Raw genomic sequence first — 20314 nt, forward strand, 5'->3', positions numbered from 1 at the left:
GCGGGTCCTGCCCCCCCCCCCCCCCCCCCCCCCCCCGCTCCCGGTGGGGTTGGCGTTGGGGGTGGGGGGGGGGGGGGCGGCGGCCGGGGGGGGGGGCCCCGGGGGCCGCCGGGGCCCCCCGCGACGGGGTCCGGCGGCGGCCGCGCCTCCTATGCTGATCCGGTACGGAAACACCAGGCCAGGGATGGCACGCGACCAAAGGGGCACCCCGCTCGATGAGCCCGAAGCAGCAGCGCGGAGAAGTCACCGTCGAGCGCGTCCTCGACGCCGCGCTCGACCTCTACGCGCGCGAGGGGGAGGCGGGTCTCACCGTCGCCGCCCTGACCCGGGTGAGCGGGGTCAGCACCGGCAGCGTCTACCACCACTTCGGCAACCTCCACGGAGTGATCAGCGCCCTCGCCCTGCGCTGGCTGGGCCGCCTCCTCGGCGAGCTCGCCACCGCCCTGACCTCCCACCAGGACGCCCGCTCCGGCATCGAAGCGGTCATCCACGCCTACCTGGACTTCGTCCGCACCCAGCCGGCCGCCGCCCGCCTCCTGCACTCCCCCTTCGCGGACCAGGAGGGCACCGCGCGCGCCGCCGAGATCCGGGACAACCAGGAGGCCCGGCTCACCCCGATCGAGCACTGGCTCGACGGCCACCGCAAGGCGGGCGAGCTGGCCGACCTGCCGACCCCGGTCATCGAGACCCTCGTCCTCGGACCGGTCATCGGCCTGGCCCGCCGCTGGCTCACCCTCGGCGACGTCGACCTCGAAGAGGCCACCCGCCTGCTTCCCGACCGGATCTGGCGCTCCGTCAGCCCCTGACCGGCGGCGCGCCCGGCGGACTCAGCGGGGCTCCGGCGCCACCGGTCCGCCCGGCGGGGCCGGGGCGGCACCGTCGACGGGGCCGCCGGCCGTGCCGTCGGCGGTGCCCGGGCCGATCCGCAGCTCGAAGTCGCCGTCGTACCTCTCGTGTCCGGCGATCACCGCGACCCCGACGACCTCCTCGCCGACCTGGCCGCGCACGATCAGCGGATCCTCGCGCAGGTCCCGCATGAGCGCCACGCACATGCCGATCATCACGAGCACGAACGGGGCGGCGACCAGGATCGTCAGGTTCTGCAGGCCCGCCAGGGCGTCGCCCTGTCCGTCGCCGATGAGCAGCATGATCGCGGCGACCGCTCCCGTGACCACGCCCCAGAAGACCACCACCGGGCGGGTGGGCTCCATCGCGCCGCGCTGCGACAGGGTGCCCATGACGATGGAGGCCGCGTCCGCGCCGGAGACGAAGAAGATCCCGACGAGGACCATGACGAGCAGGCTCATCACCCCCGTCAGCGGGAACTCCTGGAGCAGCCCGAAGAGCTGCCCCTCCGGGGTCGTCTCGCCGCCGAGTTCGCCCTGCTCGCCCAGCCGCATCGCCGTCCCGCCGAAGATCGCGAACCAGACCAGGCTGACCGTGCTCGGCACCAGGATGACGCCGCCGATGAACTGGCGGATCGTCCGGCCCCGGCTGATGCGGGCGATGAACATGCCGACGAAGGGCGTCCACGAGATCCACCACGCCCAGTAGAAGACGGTCCAGCTGCCGAGCCAGCCGTGGATGTCGTCACCGCTGGTGGCCTCGGTGCGGCCGGCCAGCTGGGGCAGGTCTCCGATGTAGGCGGCGATGGAGGTCGGCAGCAGGTCGAGGACGATGATCGTGGGTCCCGCGACGAAGACGAAGACGGCCAGCAGCAGCGCCAGCACCATGTTGATGTTGGAGAGCCACTGGATGCCCTTCTCCACGCCGGAGACGGCCGACAGCACGAAGGCCACGGTGAGCACGGCGATGATGCCGACCAGCAGGCCGGTGCCGGTCCGCTCCATCCAGCCCAGCTCCTCCACGCCGCTGCCGATCTGGAGCGCGCCGAGGCCCAGCGAGGCCGCCGAGCCGAAGAGGGTGGCGAAGATGGCGAGGATGTCGATGACCCGGCCGGGCCCGCCAAAGGCCCGGCGCTCGCCCATCAGCGGCACGAAGACGGCGCTGATGGTCTGCCGGCGCCGACGGCGGAAGGTCGAGTAGGCGATCGCCAGGCCGACCACCGCGTAGATCGCCCACGGGTGGAGCGTCCAGTGGAACAGCGTGGTGGCCATCGCCGTCTCCATCCGCTCGGCCGAGTCCACCGGGGACGTGCCGGGCGGCGGGGTGCCGTAGTGGGCGAGCGGTTCGCTCACGCCGTAGAACATCAGGCCGATGCCCATGCCGGCGCTGAACATCATCGCGATCCAGGAGACCGTGCGGAACTCCGGGCCCTCGCCCTCCTGGCCGAGGGTGATCCGGCCGTACCGGCTGATCGCCAGCCACAGCGCGAAGACGACGAACCCGGAGGCGGCCAGCATGAACGCCCAGCCGCCGTCCCGGATCAGCCCGTCGAGCAGGCTGTTGGAGACCGACTCCAGACTGTCCGTGGCCGTCGCTCCCCAGACGACGAACGCCAGGGTGAGCACGGCGGTGACCCCGAAGACGACCGGGTCGGTGCGGGCGGGATGGCGGTGACCGTGATCGGGCAGGTCCGCCGTCACCCGCCGGGCGCCCCGCCCGGCCCCGTCTCCGCCGCCGCCGTCCTGCCGCCCTCCGCCCGGATCCTGTCCGTCTCGCGCCATCTAAAGCCCCTTTCCCCGCCAAACGGGACAAACTACATATGTCCTCCTAGGCAGTACCACAGGCGGGGGCCGACTCGGCGGACCAACAGGCCGCGGGGGCCGGGTCGGCCCGGTGCCGTCGGCCCGGCGAGGCCGGCTCGGTGCCGTCGGCCCGGTGCCGTCAGCCCGGTGCCGTCAGCTCCGTGAGGTCGGCGAGGAGTTCGGAGACGGTCACCGGGTCGAGGTCGGCGAAGCGCAGCGGATAGGTGCGGCTCGGCCAGTGGTCGCCGGGGTGGGCGTCGAGCCAGACGGTGTCGAGGGTCTGCTCGGGGGCCTCGTCGAGCACGCCGACGGCGATGCCGGGTTCGAGCTGGATGACGAGGTGGCGCTCGGGGGCGAGGCGCCGGTGGAACCAGCGCTCCACGCCGGCGTCCTGCGGGACGCCGCGCTCCCAGCCGCGCTTCTGGAGGCCGAGGAGCCGGCCGACGGGGACGGTGACGCCCTCGAAGCGGGCGAGGCGGGCGCCCGCCGCCTCCTCGTCGGTGGCGGAGTGGAGCCGCCGGCCCAGCTGCGGGAAGGGCTGGACGATCCCGTGGGCGGCGAGGACCTCGGACCAGAGGTCGGTCCGGCCGGTGAAGCGCAGCGGGTGCGGGAGGGTGACGGTGGCGTCGTCGGCGACGGTCACGGGGGCGCCGAGGGCGTCGGCGCAGACGCGGTCGCCGGTGATCCGGAAGGCGGTGGCGGTTCCGTCCCGTTCGGCGCTCCAGACGAGGCGGCGGGCGAGGTGCCGGACCAGGGGGTGCTCGACGAACAGCTGCCGGAACTCGGCGCCGGTCCAGGAGCGGCCGTCGACCATGGCGGCCTCCAGGCGGCGGACCTGGTCGGCGGCGATGGCACGCACCTCCTTCTTGAGGGCGAGGTACCGCTTGCGCTCGGCCGTGGCGAGCTCCGTCTCGTCCCGGGCGCCGGGCTTGGGGAGGTCCTTGAGGCGGCGGCCCTCGGCGTCGAGGACGTACGGCCTGAGGGCCTCGTCGAAGCCGACGGCGAAGAGACGGGTGCCGTAGTCGATCACGGTGCCGCCGTCGGCGTCGAGGCCGAGGTCGGGCACGAGCCGGTCGGCGAGCTGCTCGCCGGTGAGGCCCAGGCCCTCCGCCACCTCGGCGATCTTCTCCTGGGCGCGCTGCTTGAGCGCCTTGAACCTGACGCGCTGGGAGATGCCGTGGAGGTGGAGGAGGGCGCTGTCGGTGCCGATGGCGGCGAGCACGTCGAGCCCCTCGACGGCCCGGTGGTGGGCGCCCTCGCCGGGCCAGGCGCGGATGACGGGGGTGAGGGCGCGGACGGTGCCGTCGTCGCCGAACCAGCCGAGGGCGTGCAGCGTCCACGCCTCCTTGGGAGGCATGCCGACGACCCGCCACTCCTCGAAGAGGCCCCAGGCGAAGCCGGCGAGCGACTCCGGCGTGCACAGCTCCCGGACCTCGGCGAGGCCGGGGTAGGGGGCGCCCGGCTTGGAGACGGCCAGCATGGTGAGCAGGTGGGCGACGGCGGACACCGGCAGGGTGGCGCCGGTCCGCAGCCGGATCCGGGGCAGCACGCGGGGCTCGCACCACGCGGGGGCCTGCGGCATCCGGGCCGGCAGCGCGCTCAGCAGGGGGTCGGTGGCGAGCAGTTCCCCGACGGCCCGGGCCGTCTCCTCGCCGTACTCCGCGGCGGCGGCGCGGACGCCGTCGGGGCCCTGGGCGGCGGCGAGGGCCCGGAGGGCGCCCTCGGCGGCGGTCCGCTCCGGTCCCGCCTCGCCGACGGCGTCGGGGACGAGGAGCCGGGCCGCGTCGGTCCCGTGGCGGAGCAGCCAGGTGCGGGCGGTGCGCCCGGCGGTCTTGAGGCGGAGCAGCCAGCTCGCCATCAGGCGGGCGACCCGGACGTCGAGGTACGGCAGCAGCACCTCGGCCATGGCGGCGGGGTGCTGCGGGGCCATGCGGAGCACCGGCGGCAGGGCGGCCGCCTCGTGGGCGGCGGCGAGCGGCTTGAAGACCTCGGCGCCGTCGTAGCAGTGTTCCGTGCCGTCCCAGTCGGCGAGGAAGGGGCGGACGCGGTCGGCGGGGCCGTTCACGAGGACGCCGACGGTGTGCCAGCCGTGCAGGCTCCCGTCGAGGAGCTTGTCGACCAGCGCGTCCAGGGGCTCGTACGGCTGCCAGCCGGTCACCCAGGACTCGGCGGCGGCCCACGCCTGCCGCTCCCCCTCGCGCCAGACGACCCGGGTGCCGGACGGCGCGACGGGGCCGGTGACGACCCGGGGCGCGACGGCCGCGCGCCGGACGGTCCACGGGGGGCTGGTGAGGAGGGCGGGGAGGTCGGCCGGGGCGGCGTCGTCCGCGGTGTCCTGGGCTCGGGTCAGCGGCTCGACGGTCTCGGCCGCCTCGGCGGGCAGTTCGGGCAGCACGGCGAGGGCGAGCGCGCGGTGGGCGGCCACGTGCCCGGCGAGCATCCGGCGGACCAGCGGGCCGTCCGGCGTGTCCGCACGGGCGGCGAGGGCGAGCAGCCGGAGGGCGCGGACCGGGAAGCGGCGGGCGGCCGCGGCCAGTTCGACGCGGACGTGCTTGTCGCCGACCCGGTCGAGGAGGGCCTGGAACGCCTCGTCGGAGGGGAGTTCGGCGAGGGCTGCGGCGAGCGCCTTGAGGTCGTCGGTGCCGAGGTACTGGCGGTCGGTCTCGGCGATGAGGAAGGGTGCCATCGCGGCGCCGGCGCCGTCCGCGACGGTGGCGATGGCGGTCGGGGTCCAGCCGCGCCAGCCGAGGTCGGCGCGGCCGCCGTAGGCGGCGGTCTGCCCTGCGGTGACGGAGCAGACGAGCAGGGTGCGCACCTGGTTCTGGATGTGCTCGCGGGTCTCGGTGCGGGCCAGGCACTCGTCGGTCCAGGCGTGTTCGGTGGGCACCAGGTAGGAGACGGCGACGCGGCGGCGGGGCGTGGTCCGGTGGCGGGCGAGGGCGGCGACGGCGGCGGCGTAGGTGGCGTCGTCGGTGACGGCGAGGAGGTCGCGGACCCGGTCGAGGGCGGTGAGGGACGCGCCGCCCTCCCAGTTCCGGCTGGTCTCGACGGCACGGTCGATGCCGACGACCTCGCTGCCGTGCCCGCTCCGCACCCAGACGCGGCGGCATTCGACGAGTTCGACGGCGGCGACGGCGGCGAAGGGCAGTCCGTGCGCGAGGGCCCAGGCGTCGGCGACGGTGTGCCGCTCGGCCTCCGGGGGCAGCAGGGCGGCGAGGACGGCGGCGCCGACGGGGTCGGGGCTGCCGGCGTCGTGGGCGCGGGCGGCGGAGACGAGGTCGGCGTCGCTGCGCGGGGCGGCGAGGGGGCGGTCCACCTCGGCGGCGAAGCGGGAGCGCCACTCGGCGAGCCGGGCGGGCGCCGCGGGGTCGGGCCGGGGGACGGGGACGGGGGTGCCGCCGCGGCGCGGCCGGAGGTGCCGCTTCCACGCCTCGGGCAGGACGAAGGCGGACTCGTCGGGACGGGCGGCGGGGGCCTCGGTCACCTGTTCCAGGGGGACTTCGGCGGCGGGCGCGCCCGCGGGGCCGGGGGACGCGGCGGCGGGCGAGGTGGCCGCGGAGCCGGGTGCCGGGGCGGCGGCGGTGCCGCCGGTGGCGACGTACCCCTTGCGCTCCTTCTCGCCGACCGCCCTCAGCAGGTACGCCTCGGCCTGTCCGGGGGTGTCGAACTCCTTGACGCGGGTCTGGCCGGCGGTGCCGGTCCGCCCGAACCGGACGGTCACCGAGGTGCCTTCGGCTCCGGCCTCCCAGAACTTCCCCGTGCCGTCCCCGGCGTGCTCCCAGCGGCGCACGGCCCCTCCCGCGTGTACTCGTCCGATTCGGTGCTCCGCACAGTAGCGGGGGCCTCCGACAATGCCCGAAATCCCTCCGTTTCCGGGGGTCCTGGACACCACCCGCAGCAGATGGTTAGGTTAGCCTTACCTAAAATCTGACCGAGGAGAGTCCTGTGAGCGCCGCCCCCTCCCCCGCCCTGCCCCAGCAGACCGCCGCGGAACAGGTCCGCTCCGTCCTGGCCCGGGCCATCTCCCTCTCCCTCACCCTCGACGGACAGACCTACGACCTCCTCGGCGCGCACACCGTCGGCGCCCGCGGCCGGATCACCCTCCACCCGCCCGCCGACACCCCGCTCTCCGCCCACCTCGCCCTCGGCCCCGGCGGCGCGCCCGACGCCCGGATCGACCTCACCGACATCGCCCCCACCGCGCTGCGCGACCGGGTCCGCGCCCGCGTCACCCTCACCGGCCGGCTCGTCCCCGCCACGCCCGGCGACCCCGGCTCGCTCCGCCTCGACCTCGCCCGCGTCGTCCTGCGCACCGGCACCGGGACGGAGGAGGTCGCCCCCGGCGCGTACGCCCTCGCCGCCCCCGACCCGCTCGCCCTCGAGGAGGCCGCGCTCCTCACCCACCTCGCCGACGCCCACGCCGACCTCGTCTCCGAGCTCGTCGTCCGCGCCGGCTCCCGCCTCCCCCACGGCGCCGTCCGCGCCCTGCCGCTCGCCATCGACCGGCACGCCGTGTCGCTGCGCTGCGAGTACGGCGAGGGCCACTGCGACCTCCGCCTCCTCTTCCCCGGCGAGGCCCGCGACGCCGCGGAGGCCGGCGACATGGTCCGCCGCCTGCTCACCGCCCCGCGCTGCGCCCACCACCACTGACCGCCCCACCACCGACCGCTCCACCACCGACCGCTCCGCCGAGGACCGCGATCCGCCCACCGGAAACCGCACACACGCGCGGGGCGTCCCCTCCCCCATGGACCGGATCACCCACGCACTCCGCCAGCTCTGGCGCTTCGCGCTCCTGGAGGCGCGCTGCTGCGCCTTCGCCGTCGCGCTCATCGGCGGCATCGCGGTCTCGACGCTCCTGCCCGACCTGCCCGTCGCCCGCTACGACCTGCTCCTCGGCTACGGCATCGCGCTCACCGTCCTGGCCTGGTGGCTCGGCTGGGACACCGGGCGCGACGTGGCGGTCATCGCCGTCTGCCATCTGATCGGCCTGTTCTTCGAACTGGTCAAGGTCCGCATGGGCTCCTGGAGCTACCCGGAGGACGCGGTCACCAAGTTCGGCGGCGTCCCCCTCTACGGCGGCTTCCTGTACGCGGCCGTCGGCAGCTACGTCTGCCGCGCCTGGCGCCTGCTCGACCTGCGCCTGACCGGCTACCGGCCCCGGGTCATGGCGGTCCTCGCCGGGGCGGTCTACCTCAACTTCTTCAGCCACCACTGGCTGCCCGACGCCCGCTGGGTCCTCGCCGCGCTGCTGCTCCTCGCCACCGCCGGCACCTGGGTCCGCTTCCGCGTCGGGACGCGGGACCACCGGATGCCGCTGGCCCTGTCCTTCGTCCTCATCGGCTTCTTCCTCTGGATCGCCGAGAACGCCGCCACCTACGTCGGCGCCTGGAGCTACCCCGACCAGCTGGACGGCTGGCGGCCCGTCTCGGTCGCCAAGTTCGGCGCCTGGGCCCTCCTCATCACCGTCACCTTCGTCCTGGCCTACGGCAGGGGCTCCTCGCCGCGGCGGATCCCGAGGGTGGCGAGGAGGTCCTCGTGGAGCTCCATCCAGACGGTGTGGCAGGAGTCGGCGCGCGGCCGGTCGACCCAGGAGAGCTCGCCGCGGCGGACGCGCGCGAGGGCGGTGGTGAAGCGGTCGCCGTAACCGGCGAAGCGGGGCAGCCGGGCGCCCAGCTCGGCGGAGAGGGTGTCGATGACGCCGCCGAGGACGGTCAGCTCGTCGAGGACCCGGCCGTCCCAGGCCGCGTCGCCGTGGGTGTTCACGGCGAGCCTGCCGGTCCCGTCGGGCCGCAGCTGCCAGTCGGTGCAGGCGGTCAGACAGCGCGCGTTGTACGCGAGGAAGGTCTCGTACCGCTCGCGGACGAACGGCCCGAGCCCGGCCGCGGCCAGCTCCTCGGCGAGCAGCCGCTCGCCCTCCGCCCGCCCCCGGTCGGTCAGGCTCCAGCCGGAGGTGCCGGCGAAGGCGCTCCGCGTCACCCGGCCGTACGCCTGGAGGTCGAGCAGCAGCTCGTCGACGGCCTCCGCGTCGAGCCCGAAGCGCTCCGCGGCCTCCGTCCCGGTGGTCATGCCCCGCAGCCGTACGGCGTGCAGGACGAGCAGCTCGGGGGCGGAGGACATCGAGGGCTTCACCATGGGCCAGAGCTTAGGCAACCCGGAGGGCGTCCGGGGCGTCCTCCCCCGCAGGAAGCCGCTCCTACCCGAGGACACGTCATGAGCGACAAGGCCCGCGCCCTCTTCGACGCGCTCGACCTCGACCGCGACGGCACGCTGACGCGCGTCGAGGTCATCGTCGCCCTCCGGGAGAAGGGGCCCACCCTGGCGGCCCGCGGGGTGATCCCCTTCTGGGGCGTGGGCGGCGACGAGGAGTCCGCCGCCCTCTTCGACGCCGCCGACCAGAACGGCGACCGCGTCCTCAGCTTCGAGGAGTTCGCCGCCGTCGTGGACCGGCGCTTCGGGTGGTGACTCCTCCGCCCCGGGGCCCGATCGCCGCCCGCAGGCCGTGGTGGAGGGGTGGCTCAGGGGGTTCATAGGGGTCCCTCCAGGACCCCGGGCACGACTCGCACCGTTCCTGAGCGACGCGGTCGGTTCTTCGCCGTGGTCGCGGGCAGAGGTCCCTCCCGGACGACGGCGCGGTCGTCGCGCGGACAGGGCGGCCCGCGGAGCGCGGGAGAAGACCCCCAGGGACACGGATGGGTAACGGACGGACCGGGCGGGACCCCGCGCCTTGCCAGTGCAATTTCACATTACTATGTTACGGGTCACATTCCGGCCGCTCTGGCCGTCCGACCGTTCTCCCGCTCTTCCGCTCTCCTCGGAGTGACCCATGAACAAGCGCACCCGCACCCCGGCCATCGCCCTGGTGTCGACCCTGTCCCTCGGCCTCGCGGCCTGCTCCACCGGCCCGTCCGGCGGCGGGAACGGCGGCCCGGAGCGGAGGAACCCCGCCGCCCGCACCGGCGCGGTCATCGGCGGCACCCCCCAGAAGGGCGGCACCCTCACCGTCCTGTCCAACCAGGACTTCACCCACCTCGACCCGGCCCGCAACTGGGTCATGCCCGACATGGACTTCGGCACCCGGCTGCTCTACCGCACCCTCGTCACCTACCGGGCGGCGCCCGGCGCCGGCGGCAGCGAGCTCGTCCCCGACCTCGCCGAGGACCTCGGCACCCCCTCCGACGGCGCCAGGACCTGGACCTTCCGCCTCAAGCCCGGCCTGAAGTACGAGGACGGCACCCCGATCACCGCCCAGGACATCAAGCACAACGTCGAGCGGTCCTTCTCCCCCGACCTCCCCGGCGGCCCCGACTACGCGGCCCGCTACCTCGCCGGCGCCGAGGGCTACCAGGGACCGGCCCGGGGCAGGCACCTCGACTCGGTGAAGACCCCGGACGCCCGCACGATCGTCTTCGAACTCCGCAAGCCCTTCGCCGAGTTCCCCTTCGCCGCCACCCTGCCGACCTTCGCCCCGGTGCCGCCGAAGCGGGACGAGGGCGCCCGGTACGACAACCGCCCGTTCTCCTCGGGGCCGTACAAGATCGAGAGCTACGCCCGGGACAAGCGGATGGTCCTGGTCCGCAACACCCACTGGGACCCGGCGAGCGACTCCGTCCGCAAGGCCTACCCGGACCGGATCGTCGTCACCATGGGCCTCAAGGGCAACCAGATCGACGACCGCCTCATCGCCTCCTCCGGCGGCGACGCCTCCGCCGTCTCCTGGGCCCAGGTCCGCCCCGAGTCCCTCTCCAAGGTGCTCACCAAGGCCGACGTCAGGGCCCGGATGCTCGCCGAGTCCAGCAGCTGCACCGAGATGCTCCAGATGCACACCGGCCGCGCCCCCTTCGACGACCTGAAGGTCCGCCAGGCCGTGCAGTGGGCCCTCGACCGGGAGGCGATCGTCACCGCCGCCGGCGGCCCGGCCGTCACCGACGCCTCCAGCGCCGCCATGCCGGGCTCCCTCTTCACCGGCGGCAAGCAGCCCGACACCCTGAAGATCCCCCTCGCCGGCGACCCCGAGAAGGCGAAGCGGCTGCTCGGGGAGGCCGGGAAGGCCGACGGCCTCTCCACCCGGCTCACCGTCTCCAGCGGCGACAAGGCCATCGGAGAGGCCATCCAGCAGGCGCTCGGCAAGGCCGGCATCAAGGTGACCGTCGAGACCGTCGACCCGTCCGCCTTCTACGACACCATCGGCGACACCGAGAACCGCACCGACCTCGTCTACACCGGCTGGTGCCCCGACTTCCCCTCCGGCGCCACCTTCCTCCCCTTCGTCTTCGACGGCCGCTTCATCAAGGAGAAGGGCAACTCCGGCAACCACTCCCTCTTCAAGGACGACGCCACCATGAAGCGGATGGACGAGATCGCCGCCATGACCGACGGCGCCGCCGCCCACAAGGCGTGGCAGGAGCTCGACGCGCGGATCCTCGCCCAGGCCCCCGTCGCCCCCGGCGCCATGAAGCGCCGCTCGCTCCTCGTCGGCACCAACGTCGCCGGAGCCTACGGCCACGCCTCCTGGAGCGGTCAGATCGACTACGCCACCGTCGGCCTCAAGGACCCCTCCCAGAGCGCGAACTGAAGGACGCCCCTCCCATGACCACGACCACCACCCCGCCTCCGGTGCACGGGGGCGGCGGGGCCTGGCGGGCGGTCCGCGCGGAACTGCGCCGACGCGCCTCCCTCAAGGTCTCCCTCGCCGTCGTCGCCCTCTTCGTCCTGATGACCGCGGCCGCCCCGCTGATCAGCTCACTGGGCGGCTGGGGCCCCGAGGAGTTCGACAAGTCCGCCGTCGACCCCTACCTCGGCGGACTGCCGATCGGCCCGCTCGGCGGGGTCTCCGCCGAGCACTGGCTCGGCGTCGAACCCGTCACCGGCCGGGACCTGTTCGCCCGGGTCGTGCACGGCGCCCAGGTGTCACTGCTCATCGCCTTCGCCGCCACCGCGATCGTCGTGGTGGCCGGGGTGACCGCCGGCGTCGCCGCCGGCTACTTCGGCGGCCGCACCGACACCGCGCTGTCCCGGCTGATGGACCTCACGATGTCCTTCCCCTCCCTCATCTTCATGATCGCGATGATGTCGGTCGCCCGGGACGTCGACCGGACGCTCCTGATGATCCTCGTCATCGGCCTCTTCGGCTGGCCCGGCGTCGCCCGGGTCGTCCGCGGCCAGACCCTCTCCCTCAAACACCGCGAGTACGTCGACGCGGCCCGCGTCGGCGGCTCCGGCCCCTGGCGGATCCTCGCGCGCGACATCCTCCCGGGCGTCGCGGGGCCGGTCATCGCGTACACCACGCTGATGGTCCCCGGCATGATCGCCACCGAGGCGGCGCTGAGCTACCTCGGCGTCGGGGTCCGGCCGCCGACCCCGTCCTGGGGCCAGATGATCGCCGAGAGCGTCGCGTACTACGACACGGACCCCATGTACTTCCTCGTCCCGAGCCTCTGCCTCTTCCTCACCGTCCTCGCCTTCACCCTCCTCGGCGACGCGCTGCGCGACGTCCTCGACCCCCGGGGGAGCCGTACGTGATCCTCTACCTCGGCCGCCGGCTCCTCGGGGTGCTCGGCGTCCTCCTCGCCATCGCCGCCGTCACCTTCACCATCTTCTACGTCCTGCCCTCCGACCCGGCCGCCGCCGCCTGCGGCAAGGCGTGCAGCGACGAACGCCTGGAGGCGATCCGCGCCAACATGGGCCTGGACGCCCCCGTCTGGCGCCAGTTCGCCGACTTCGTCACCGGCGTCTTCACCGGCCGCACCATGGGCACCGGACAGTACGCCCTGCACTGCGACTTCCCCTGCCTCGGCTACTCGTACGAGAACAGCGAGGGCGTCTGGGACCTGCTCGTCGACCGGCTGCCCGTCTCCGCCTCGCTCGCCGCCGGCGCCGCCGCGCTGTGGCTGGTCCTCGGCCTGACCGCGGGCGTGACGGCCGCCCTCCGCAAGGACACCCTGACCGACCGGGCCCTCATGGTCGGCGCGGTCGCCGCCGCCTCCCTGCCGGTCTACTTCACCTCCGTCCTGCTCATCTACGGACTGATCCGGCTCACCGGGCTGCTGCCCTACCCGAGTTACGTCCCCCTCACCACCGACCCGCTGTCCTGGGCCTCCAACCTGCTGCTGCCCTGGCTGGCACTGGCGCTCCTCTACGCCGCCATGTACGCCCGGCAGAGCCGCGGCGCGATGATCGAGTCCATGGCGGAGCCGTACATCCGCACCGCCCGCGCCAAGGGCCTGCCGCGCCGCACGGTCGTCGTCAAGCACGGGCTGCGGGCCGGCGCGACCCCGATCCTCACCATCTTCGGCATGGACCTCGGCGGACTCCTCGCGGGCGCCGTCATCACCGAGTCCCTCTTCGGACTGCCCGGCATCGGACGCCTCTTCTACGGCGCCCTCACCACCGGCGACCAGCCCGTCATCCTCGGCGTGACGCTCCTCGCCGCCGGCTTCATCGTCGTCGCCAACCTGGCCGTGGACCTGCTGTACGCCGTCGTCGACCCGCGAGTGAGGTACTGATGACCGACCCCGCCCCGCTCCTGACGGTCCGGGACCTCAGCGTCACCTTCCCGACCCCGCGCGGCCCCGTCCGCGCCGTGGACTCCCTCTCCTTCGACGTGCCGCACGGCCGCACCCTCGGCATCGTCGGCGAGTCCGGCTCCGGCAAGTCCGTGACCTCGCTCGCCGTCATGGGCCTGCACACCGGCGCCGAGGTCACCGGCTCCGTCGCCCTCGACGGACGCGAACTCGTCGGCCTGCCCGACCGGGAGCTGAACCGGCTGCGCGGCCGGCGGATGGCGATGGTCTTCCAGGACCCGCTCTCCAGCCTCCACCCGTACTACACGGTCGGCGAACAGATCGCCGAGCACCACCGCGTCCACTTCGGCACCCGCAGGGCAGCCGCCCGCGCCCGCGCCGTCGAGGCGCTCGCCGAGGTCGGCATCCCGGAGCCGGGACGCCGGGCGGGCGAGTACCCCCACCGGTTCTCCGGCGGCATGCGCCAGCGGGTCATGATCGCGATGGCGCTGGTCTGCGAACCCGACCTGCTCATCGCCGACGAGCCGACCACCGCCCTCGACGTCACCGTGCAGGCCCAGATCCTCGACCTGCTCGCCCGGATCCAGCAGGAACGCCGGCTCTCCATCGTCATGATCACCCACGATCTGGGCGTGGTGGCCCGGGTCGCCCACGAGGTGCTCGTCATGTACGGCGGACGGGCCGCCGAACGGGCCCCGGTCGACGCCCTGTTCGCCGCCCCCGCGCACCCGTACACCCGCGGGCTGCTCGACTCGCTGCCCCGGCTCGACGACCCCGACGACGCACCGCTGCGCGCCATCCCCGGCGGTCCGCCGTCCCTCCTCGACCCGGCGCCCGGCTGCGCCTTCGCGCCGCGCTGCGCCCGCGCGGCGGCCGGCACGCCCGGGGAGCGGGACCGCTGCGCCGGCGAACGGCCGGAGCCCGGCGGCCCCGAAGGGCACACCGCCGCCTGCCACTTCGCGGCCTTCCCGGCCTTTCCCACGTACGAAGGGGTCGCCCCGTGACCACGTCCACCCCGCCCGGTACGACCCCGGCGCCGCCGCTGCTGCGGGTGCGGGACCTCGCCATGACCTTCCCGGGCCGCCGCCGCTCCTCGCCCGTGCGGGCCGTCGACGGCGTCGGCTTCGACCTGGCGGCCGGCGAGACCCTCGGCCTGGTCGGCGAGTCCGGCTGCGGCAAGTCGACCACCGGCCGGATGATCGTCCGGCTCCTGGAACCGACCGCCGGCTCCGTCGAGTACGACGGCCGGTCCCTCGCGCACCTCTCGCAGCGGGCCCTGAAGCCGCTCCGCCGCGAGATCCAGATGGTCTTCCAGGACCCGCACTCCTCCCTCAACCCCCGCCGGTCCGTGGCGCGGATCATCGCCGACCCGCTGCTGGTGCAGGGCGCTCCGGCCGAGGAGGCTCGGAAGCGGGCGCTGGAACTGATGGAGCTGGTCGGGCTCGTCCCCGAGCACGCCGACCGCCGCCCGCACGAGTTCTCCGGCGGCCAGGCACAGCGCGTCGGCATCGCCCGCGCGCTCGCCACCGGCCCCCGGCTCGTCGTCGCCGACGAACCCGTCTCGGCGCTCGACGTCTCCGTCCAGGCGCAGATCGTCAACCTGATGGAACGGCTCCAGGACGAACTCGGCCTCGCCTACCTGTTCATCGCCCACGACCTGTCGGTGGTGAAGCGGGTCTGCGACCGCGTCGCCGTCATGTACCTGGGCCGGATCGTCGAGATCGGCGCCAAGGACCGGGTGTACGAGGCCCCCGCCCACCCCTACACCCGGGCGCTGCTCTCCGCCGTGCCGCTGCCGGACCCGGCCGCCGAACGGGCCCGGGAGCGCATCACCCTCCTCGGCGACCCGCCGAGCCCCGCCGCTCCCCCGCCGGGCTGCGCCTTCCACCCGCGCTGCCCGAAGGCCCGGGCGGTCTGCCGTGCCGAGGCGCCGGTCCTCCGGCCGCTCGCGGCGGGCGAACCCCGGGAGGTGGCCTGCCACTTCCCGGAGCAGCCCTGACCCGCCCGTCTCCCGCGCGGGGGCGTCAGACGTCCTGGACGCGCCGGAAGGGCCGCTCGGCCTCCAGGGCGAACGCGGCCTCCAGGAGGGTGCGTTCGCTGCCGGGACGGCCGGAGAGGAGGACGCCGACCGGCAGGCCGTCGGCCGTGGCGCGCGCGCTGGGCAGGGAGATCGACGGGGTGCCCACGACGTTGTCGACCGGGGTGTAGGCCACGTATCCGAGGATCCGCCCGACCAGCACGTCGTACGGGACGGCGGGGCTGAGGTACCCGATCGGGGGCGTGGTGTGGGCGAGGACCGGGGTGAGGACGAGGTCGAGGCCGCGCAGGGCCGCCGCGTACGCCTCCCTGGTCCGCCGCAGCCGGCGCACCACGCCTGGCGTGTCCCGCCACCGCTTCACGTACTCCTCGCGCAGTCCGCGGCTCAGCCCGTCCATGCGGTGCCGGTCGAAGTCCGGGCCGAAGCCGCGGCCGGTGACGCCGAGGAGGAAGGAGAGCATGCCCCAGTAGGTGAGGAAGTCGCCGGTGAAGCGGGGGTCGAGGTCCATGCCCACCGGTTCGACGGTGTGGCCGAGGGAGCGGAGGGTGGCGGCGGTCTCGGTGACGGCGGCGCGGGTGTCGTCGTCGCAGGTGACGCCGTTGGGCGAGTCGAGCAGGAAGCCGATGCGCAGCCGCCGGTCCGAGGGTCCCTCGACGAGGCCGACCGGCGGCAGCTTGGGATGGCGCCGGTAGCGTTCGGCGGCGGCGAGGAAGGCGGCGGAGTCGCGGACGGTCCGGGTGACGACGCCGTCGGCGACGATGTCGAGCGGCAGCCGCCGGCTCTGGTCGTTGGCGACGACCCGGCCCCGGGTGGGCTTGAGGCCGACGAGTCCGCAGCAGGCGGCGGGGATCCGGATGGAGCCGCCGCCGTCGTTGGCGTGGGCGAGCGGTACGGCTCCGGCGGCGACGAGCGCGGCGGCGCCCCCGGAGGAGCCGCCCGCGGAGTGGCCGGTGTGCCACGGGTTGCGGACCGGCTCCCCGGTCTCGTACTCGGTGGCCGGGCTGAAGCCGAACTCGGGCAGCCGGGTCTTGCCGAGGACGGTGACGCCGGTGCTGAGGAACTGCCGCACGAAGGGCGCGTGCCGGCGGGCCGGGCGGGGGGTGAAGGCGGCGCTGCCGTGGCCGGTGGGCAGGCCCGCGTAGTCGGTGTTGTCCTTGATCAGGGTGGGGACGCCCGCGAAGACCCCGCCGGTGCCGCCGCGGAGCTCCGGCGGGTCCAGCGGGGTCTGCACCGCGTTCAGTTCCGCGACCGCCCGCAGCCGGGCGGCCGCGTCCCTGGCGGCCTCGGCGGGGCTCACCTCGCGCCGCCGGATCGCCTCCGCGAGTCCGACGGCGTCGTGCTCCCCGAGGGAGTCGTCCCCGAAGGCGTGCACCGTTTTCCGCTTCTCGTCGCTCACCGCTGCCTCAGCCCCCGGGGTCGTGGATGGTTGCCGCCATCATGACGTACCCACGGGTAACAGGCGAGGGCCGGGCGGGCTCGGAGGAGATGCGGAGGGGGGCGGGGAGGGCGCGGGAAGGGGGCGGGGAGGGGACGGGGGGTGCTAACGGCCCTGGAGCCGCTTGACGTTGTCGCCGAAGGTCCAGTTCTTCGAGCCGTCCCAGTTCGCCGACCAGGTCATCAGGCCCTTGAGCCTGCCCCCGTAGTGGTTCCACGCCTGGGCCACGAGGGAGGGTGCCATGTATCCGCCGCCGGCGCCCGGCTGGGCGGGCAGGCCGGGGACCTGCTTGTCGTAGGGGACGCGGATCGTGGTGCCCTGGACGACCAGGCCGCGGTCGAGGCAGTCGGTCTGGGCGGTGAAGCCGGCGACGGTGCCGGCGGAGTAGGAGTCGCCGGCGCAGCCGTACATGCTGCCGTTGTAGTACTGCATGTTCAGCCACCACAGGCGCCCGTTGTCGGCGTACTTCTTGACGATCGGGAGGTACGCGCCCCAGATCGAGCCGTACGCGACGCTGCCGCCGGTGACGTAGGCGGTCTCGGGGGCCATCGTCAGGCCGAAGCCGGCGGGCATCCGGGCGAGGACGCCGTCGATGATGCGGACGAGGTTGGCCTGGGACGCGGAGAGGGTGGTGATGCTGCCGCTGCCGACGAGACCGGTCTCGATGTCGATGTCGATGCCGTCGAAGTTGTACCGCTGGAGGATCGGCACGATCGTCTCGACGAAGCGGTCGGCGACCGCCCGCGAGCTGAGGTCGATCCCGGCGGCGGCCCCGCCGATGGACATCAGGATCGTGGCGCCCGCCGCCTTGGCCCGGCACATCTCGGCCGGGGTGGCGACCTTGACGGTGCTGTCCATGCCGTCCTCCCACAGCACCGTGCCGTCCGAACGGATCACGGGGAAGGCGGCGTTGAGGACGTTGTACCCGTGCGCGGCGAACCGGGGGTCGTCGATCGGCGCCCAGCCGAAGGGCGGGTGGACGCCGTTGGCGGCGCCGTCCCAGTTCTCCCAGTAGCCCTGGAGGACCTTCCCGGCGGGACGGGGCTTGAGGGCGCAGGTGTCGGCGGTCGCCGACGCGGTGCCGGCCGGGCCGGCGGCGGCCTGCGCGGGAGCGGCGGCGACGGTGGCGGCAGTGGCGAGCAGGGCGGTGAGGCCCGCTCCGAGGGCGCGGACGATCCGTGAGCCTGGCATGCGGTGCTCCTTGGGACGTGGGGGGTCGGTCCGGGGCGTGGCGCGCGCTCCAGCAGACCGTAGATTGGTCCAGACCTACCGTCAACCACCCTCACACGGAGGGAAGTTGAAGCCGGGAGGGGAAGGGCGGAGACGCCGGCCCGCGAGGCCGGGCGCGGCTCCGGCACCCCCGAGCCCCTCCCCCGCCCCCTGGCCCGGCGCGACACGTGGCGCGGCACCCGGCGGCAGCCGGTGGCCCCGAATGGCACACCATGGCGCCAAGCGGCACCGCCGGGCGCCGTCCGGCGCCACATCAACACCATGAGCGGCACCACTTGGCACCACGTGGCATCACCCGGCGCCACGTGGTGCCACTAGGGGTTGCACATGGCGCCACCATGGTGCCATGATGGCGTCATGGACCTCACCCCGTATGTCGACAGCCTCCGCCGCGAACTCGCGGTGGCCGCCGAAGCCGGTGGCGACGCGGCACGCGAGCTGGCCGAGCGGCTCACGGCTCCACTGGAGTCGGCGGCCCGCCTCACCATGCTCAACGTGCTCTCCGCCGCCACGGACGAGATCACCCGAGAACTCGCCCCCGGCTCGGTCGACGTACGGCTCCGGGGCCTCGACCCCGACTTCGTGGTCACGCGACCGCCCGCCGACGGCGGCGCGTCCCCCTCGGAGCCGGCGGCGCCCGCCGAACCGCCGACGGCCCCCGCCGTCCCCGAGGGGGACGAGGGGGCGGTCGCCCGGGTGAACCTGCGGCTGCCGGCCCACCTCAAGGCGCGGGCCGAGGAGGCCGCGGCCCGCGAGGGCCTGTCGGTCAACGCCTGGCTGGTCCGGGCCGTGTCGTCGGCGGTCGACGGCGGCGGCGCCCGGCCGCGCACGGCGGAGAAGCCCCGGACCGTCGGACAGAGCATCACGGGCTGGGTGCGGTAACCCGCCGCCCCCGCCCGGCGCGCGACCCCCGCGCAGCACCCCGCACCACTTCACCCCCACCACGTCCCACCAGCGGGGACGTTCACGAGACCCAAGAGGACGGGACAGCCATGCCTTCTTTCGACACTCCCGCAGCGATCTCGGTCACGGCCCGCGTGGAGGCCGGCTCCATCCAGTTCGTCGCCGGCGAGCGCACGGACACGGTCGTCCAGGTCACGCCGCGCAACCCGAAGAAGGACCTGGACGTGCGGACGGGCGAGCAGACCGAGGTCTCCTACGCGAACGGCACGCTGACCGTGCGGACGCCCAAGTCGAACCTCTTCGGCCGCACCGGCGTCGTCGACGTGACGGTGGAGCTGCCGACGGGCTCGCGGATCGAGCTCGACGGCGCCTGGACCCAGGTCCTCGGCGAGGGCCGCCTCGGCGAGGTCCGCGTGAAGACCTCGTCCGGCGACGCCCGGCTCGACACCACCGGCCCGCTGCACCTCACGGCCTCGCACGGTTCCGTCTCCGTGGACCGCGTCGAGGGCCCGGCCGAGATCACCACCAGCTCCGGCAGCGTGCGGGTCGGCCTGATCGACGGCCCGGCCGTCCTGAAGAACTCGCACGGCACCACGACGGTCGCCGCCGTGACCGGCGAGCTCCGCGTCAGCGGGGCGCACGGCGACATCACGGTCGACCGCGCCGGGGACTCGGTCACCGCCACCACCGCCCACGGCACCATCCGCATCGGGGAGGCCGCCCGCGGCACCCTCCAGGTGGAGACGAACTACGGCGCCATCGACGTCGGCGTCCGCGAGGGCACCGCCGCCTGGCTCGACGCCGTCTCGGGCTCCGGCCAGGTGCGCAACGGGCTGACCGCCTCCGACGCCCCGAAGGAGTCCGAGGAGACCCTCACGGTCCGCGCCCGCACCCGCCACGGCAACATCGACATCCGCCGCGCCCGCGTCTGACCCCCCGGGGGCCCGCCCGCCGGGCCCCCGCCCTCCCCACGACAAACGCCTCCCTCCCGCGACAAACACCTCCCCTCCCCACGACGAGCGCTCCCCCTCCCACGCCGAGCGCTTCTCCTCCCCCACGACGAGCGCCTCCCCTCCCCCACGGCAAGCGCCTCACCCTTCCCGCCACACCCCTCCCGCCTCAGCCTTCGATCGGAGGCCCCCATGCCTTCTTCTGTCATGCCCATGCCCATGCCCACCCCGATGCCCGGTCGGGGCGACGGCCCGCCCGCCCCCGCCGCCATCACCGCCACCGGTCTGCGCAAGTCGTACGGCGACAAGGTCGTCCTCGACGGCGTCGACCTCCACATCCCGGCCGGTTCCGTCTTCGCGCTGCTCGGTCCGAACGGCGCCGGCAAGACGACCGCCGTGAAGATCCTCTCCACCCTCGTCACCCCCGACGCCGGACGGGCGAGCATCGCCGGCCACGACCTCGCCACCGACGCCCACGCCGTCCGCGCCGCCATCGGCGTCACCGGACAGTTCTCCGCCGTCGACGGCCTGATCACCGGCGAGGAGAACATGCTCCTCATGGCCGACCTCCACCACCTGCCCAAGCG

The 20314-nt window shown here is 74.5% G+C and carries 16 protein-coding genes; 12 read left to right on the top strand and 4 right to left on the bottom strand.

The window, feature by feature from the left end:
• Positions 1-215: 215 nt before the first annotated feature.
• Positions 216-806, top strand: a complete 591-nt coding sequence (locus ACF1ED_RS37010) for a TetR/AcrR family transcriptional regulator (RefSeq protein WP_391767763.1) — start codon at positions 216-218, stop codon at positions 804-806.
• A gap of 21 nt (positions 807-827) precedes the next feature.
• Here ACF1ED_RS37010 and ACF1ED_RS37015 read toward each other — a convergent pair whose 3' ends face one another.
• Entirely contained in the window at positions 828-2627 is a 1800-nt protein-coding gene (locus ACF1ED_RS37015; protein ID WP_391767764.1) for a BCCT family transporter, read from the bottom strand.
• Positions 2628-2787: 160 nt separating this feature from the next.
• The gene (locus tag ACF1ED_RS37020; protein WP_391767765.1) at positions 2788-6438 is read right to left on the bottom strand and encodes a DUF4132 domain-containing protein; all 3651 of its coding nucleotides are present in this window, start codon (positions 6436-6438) and stop codon (positions 2788-2790) included.
• 155 nt (positions 6439-6593) lie between these two features.
• On the opposite strand from ACF1ED_RS37020, the gene ACF1ED_RS37025 reads away from it, so the two are divergent.
• From ACF1ED_RS37025 to ACF1ED_RS37060, 8 genes are all read left to right on the top strand, one after another.
• On the top strand, positions 6594-7298 hold the full coding sequence (locus ACF1ED_RS37025) for a DUF2470 domain-containing protein (RefSeq protein ID WP_391767766.1): 705 nt from the start codon (positions 6594-6596) through the stop codon (positions 7296-7298).
• Between the two features lie 97 nt (positions 7299-7395).
• On the top strand, positions 7396-8295 hold the full coding sequence (locus tag ACF1ED_RS37030) for a DUF817 domain-containing protein (RefSeq protein ID WP_391767767.1): 900 nt from the start codon (positions 7396-7398) through the stop codon (positions 8293-8295).
• Positions 8296-8861: 566 nt separating this feature from the next.
• Positions 8862-9113 carry an EF-hand domain-containing protein gene (locus ACF1ED_RS37035; RefSeq protein ID WP_391767768.1) on the top strand — a complete coding sequence of 84 codons (252 nt, stop codon included), beginning with the start codon at positions 8862-8864 and terminating at the stop codon, positions 9111-9113.
• Positions 9114-9474: 361 nt separating this feature from the next.
• Positions 9475-11223 carry an ABC transporter substrate-binding protein gene (locus tag ACF1ED_RS37040; protein WP_391767769.1) on the top strand — a complete coding sequence of 583 codons (1749 nt, stop codon included), beginning with the start codon at positions 9475-9477 and terminating at the stop codon, positions 11221-11223.
• Between the two features lie 14 nt (positions 11224-11237).
• Positions 11238-12170, top strand: a complete 933-nt coding sequence (locus ACF1ED_RS37045; RefSeq protein WP_391767770.1) for an ABC transporter permease — start codon at positions 11238-11240, stop codon at positions 12168-12170.
• Positions 12167-13153: an ABC transporter permease gene (locus tag ACF1ED_RS37050; RefSeq protein ID WP_391767771.1), complete on the top strand. Its 987-nt coding sequence runs from the start codon at positions 12167-12169 to the stop codon at positions 13151-13153. Before ACF1ED_RS37045 ends, ACF1ED_RS37050 begins: the two co-directional genes overlap by 4 nt.
• Complete coding sequence (locus ACF1ED_RS37055; protein WP_391767772.1) at positions 13153-14175, top strand: ABC transporter ATP-binding protein; 1023 nt, start codon at positions 13153-13155, stop codon at positions 14173-14175. Before ACF1ED_RS37050 ends, ACF1ED_RS37055 begins: the two co-directional genes overlap by 1 nt.
• A 62-nt stretch (positions 14176-14237) precedes the next feature.
• On the top strand, positions 14238-15170 hold the full coding sequence (locus ACF1ED_RS37060) for an ABC transporter ATP-binding protein (RefSeq protein WP_391767778.1): 933 nt from the start codon (positions 14238-14240) through the stop codon (positions 15168-15170).
• A gap of 25 nt (positions 15171-15195) precedes the next feature.
• Here the strand turns inward: ACF1ED_RS37060 and ACF1ED_RS37065 are convergent, their stop codons facing one another.
• Both ACF1ED_RS37065 and ACF1ED_RS37070 read right to left on the bottom strand, forming a co-directional pair.
• Entirely contained in the window at positions 15196-16605 is a 1410-nt protein-coding gene (locus tag ACF1ED_RS37065) for an amidase (RefSeq protein ID WP_391767773.1), read from the bottom strand.
• 144 nt (positions 16606-16749) lie between these two features.
• The gene (locus tag ACF1ED_RS37070; protein ID WP_391767774.1) at positions 16750-17835 is read right to left on the bottom strand and encodes a chitinase; all 1086 of its coding nucleotides are present in this window, start codon (positions 17833-17835) and stop codon (positions 16750-16752) included.
• 396 nt (positions 17836-18231) lie between these two features.
• On the opposite strand from ACF1ED_RS37070, the gene ACF1ED_RS37075 reads away from it, so the two are divergent.
• The 3 genes from ACF1ED_RS37075 to ACF1ED_RS37085 form a co-directional block, all read left to right on the top strand.
• Complete coding sequence (locus tag ACF1ED_RS37075; protein ID WP_391767775.1) at positions 18232-18756, top strand: toxin-antitoxin system HicB family antitoxin; 525 nt, start codon at positions 18232-18234, stop codon at positions 18754-18756.
• A gap of 110 nt (positions 18757-18866) precedes the next feature.
• A complete protein-coding gene (locus tag ACF1ED_RS37080) occupies positions 18867-19709 on the top strand; it encodes a DUF4097 domain-containing protein (protein WP_391767776.1) in 843 nt (280 codons plus the stop codon).
• Positions 19710-19919: 210 nt separating this feature from the next.
• Positions 19920-20314: ATP-binding cassette domain-containing protein (locus ACF1ED_RS37085; RefSeq protein WP_391767777.1), on the top strand; the 395-nt coding region annotated here is incomplete at its 3' end.

The sequence above is a fragment of the Streptomyces sp. NPDC014656 genome (assembly GCF_043084305.1).
Lineage (GTDB): Bacteria > Actinomycetota > Actinomycetes > Streptomycetales > Streptomycetaceae > Streptomyces.

Coding starts and splice junctions, on each gene's coding strand:
- ACF1ED_RS37060 (WP_391767778.1), top strand. CDS start 14,238: ATGACCTTCCCGGGCCGCCGCCGCTCCTCGCCCGTGCGGGCCGTCGAC.
- ACF1ED_RS37075 (WP_391767775.1), top strand. CDS start 18,232: ATGGACCTCACCCCGTATGTCGACAGCCTCCGCCGCGAACTCGCGGTG.
- ACF1ED_RS37030 (WP_391767767.1), top strand. CDS start 7,396: ATGGACCGGATCACCCACGCACTCCGCCAGCTCTGGCGCTTCGCGCTC.
- ACF1ED_RS37015 (WP_391767764.1), bottom strand. CDS start 2,627: ATGGCGCGAGACGGACAGGATCCGGGCGGAGGGCGGCAGGACGGCGGC.
- ACF1ED_RS37010 (WP_391767763.1), top strand. CDS start 216: ATGAGCCCGAAGCAGCAGCGCGGAGAAGTCACCGTCGAGCGCGTCCTC.
- ACF1ED_RS37080 (WP_391767776.1), top strand. CDS start 18,867: ATGCCTTCTTTCGACACTCCCGCAGCGATCTCGGTCACGGCCCGCGTG.
- ACF1ED_RS37040 (WP_391767769.1), top strand. CDS start 9,475: ATGAACAAGCGCACCCGCACCCCGGCCATCGCCCTGGTGTCGACCCTG.
- ACF1ED_RS37045 (WP_391767770.1), top strand. CDS start 11,238: ATGACCACGACCACCACCCCGCCTCCGGTGCACGGGGGCGGCGGGGCC.
- ACF1ED_RS37035 (WP_391767768.1), top strand. CDS start 8,862: ATGAGCGACAAGGCCCGCGCCCTCTTCGACGCGCTCGACCTCGACCGC.
- ACF1ED_RS37055 (WP_391767772.1), top strand. CDS start 13,153: ATGACCGACCCCGCCCCGCTCCTGACGGTCCGGGACCTCAGCGTCACC.
- ACF1ED_RS37070 (WP_391767774.1), bottom strand. CDS start 17,835: ATGCCAGGCTCACGGATCGTCCGCGCCCTCGGAGCGGGCCTCACCGCC.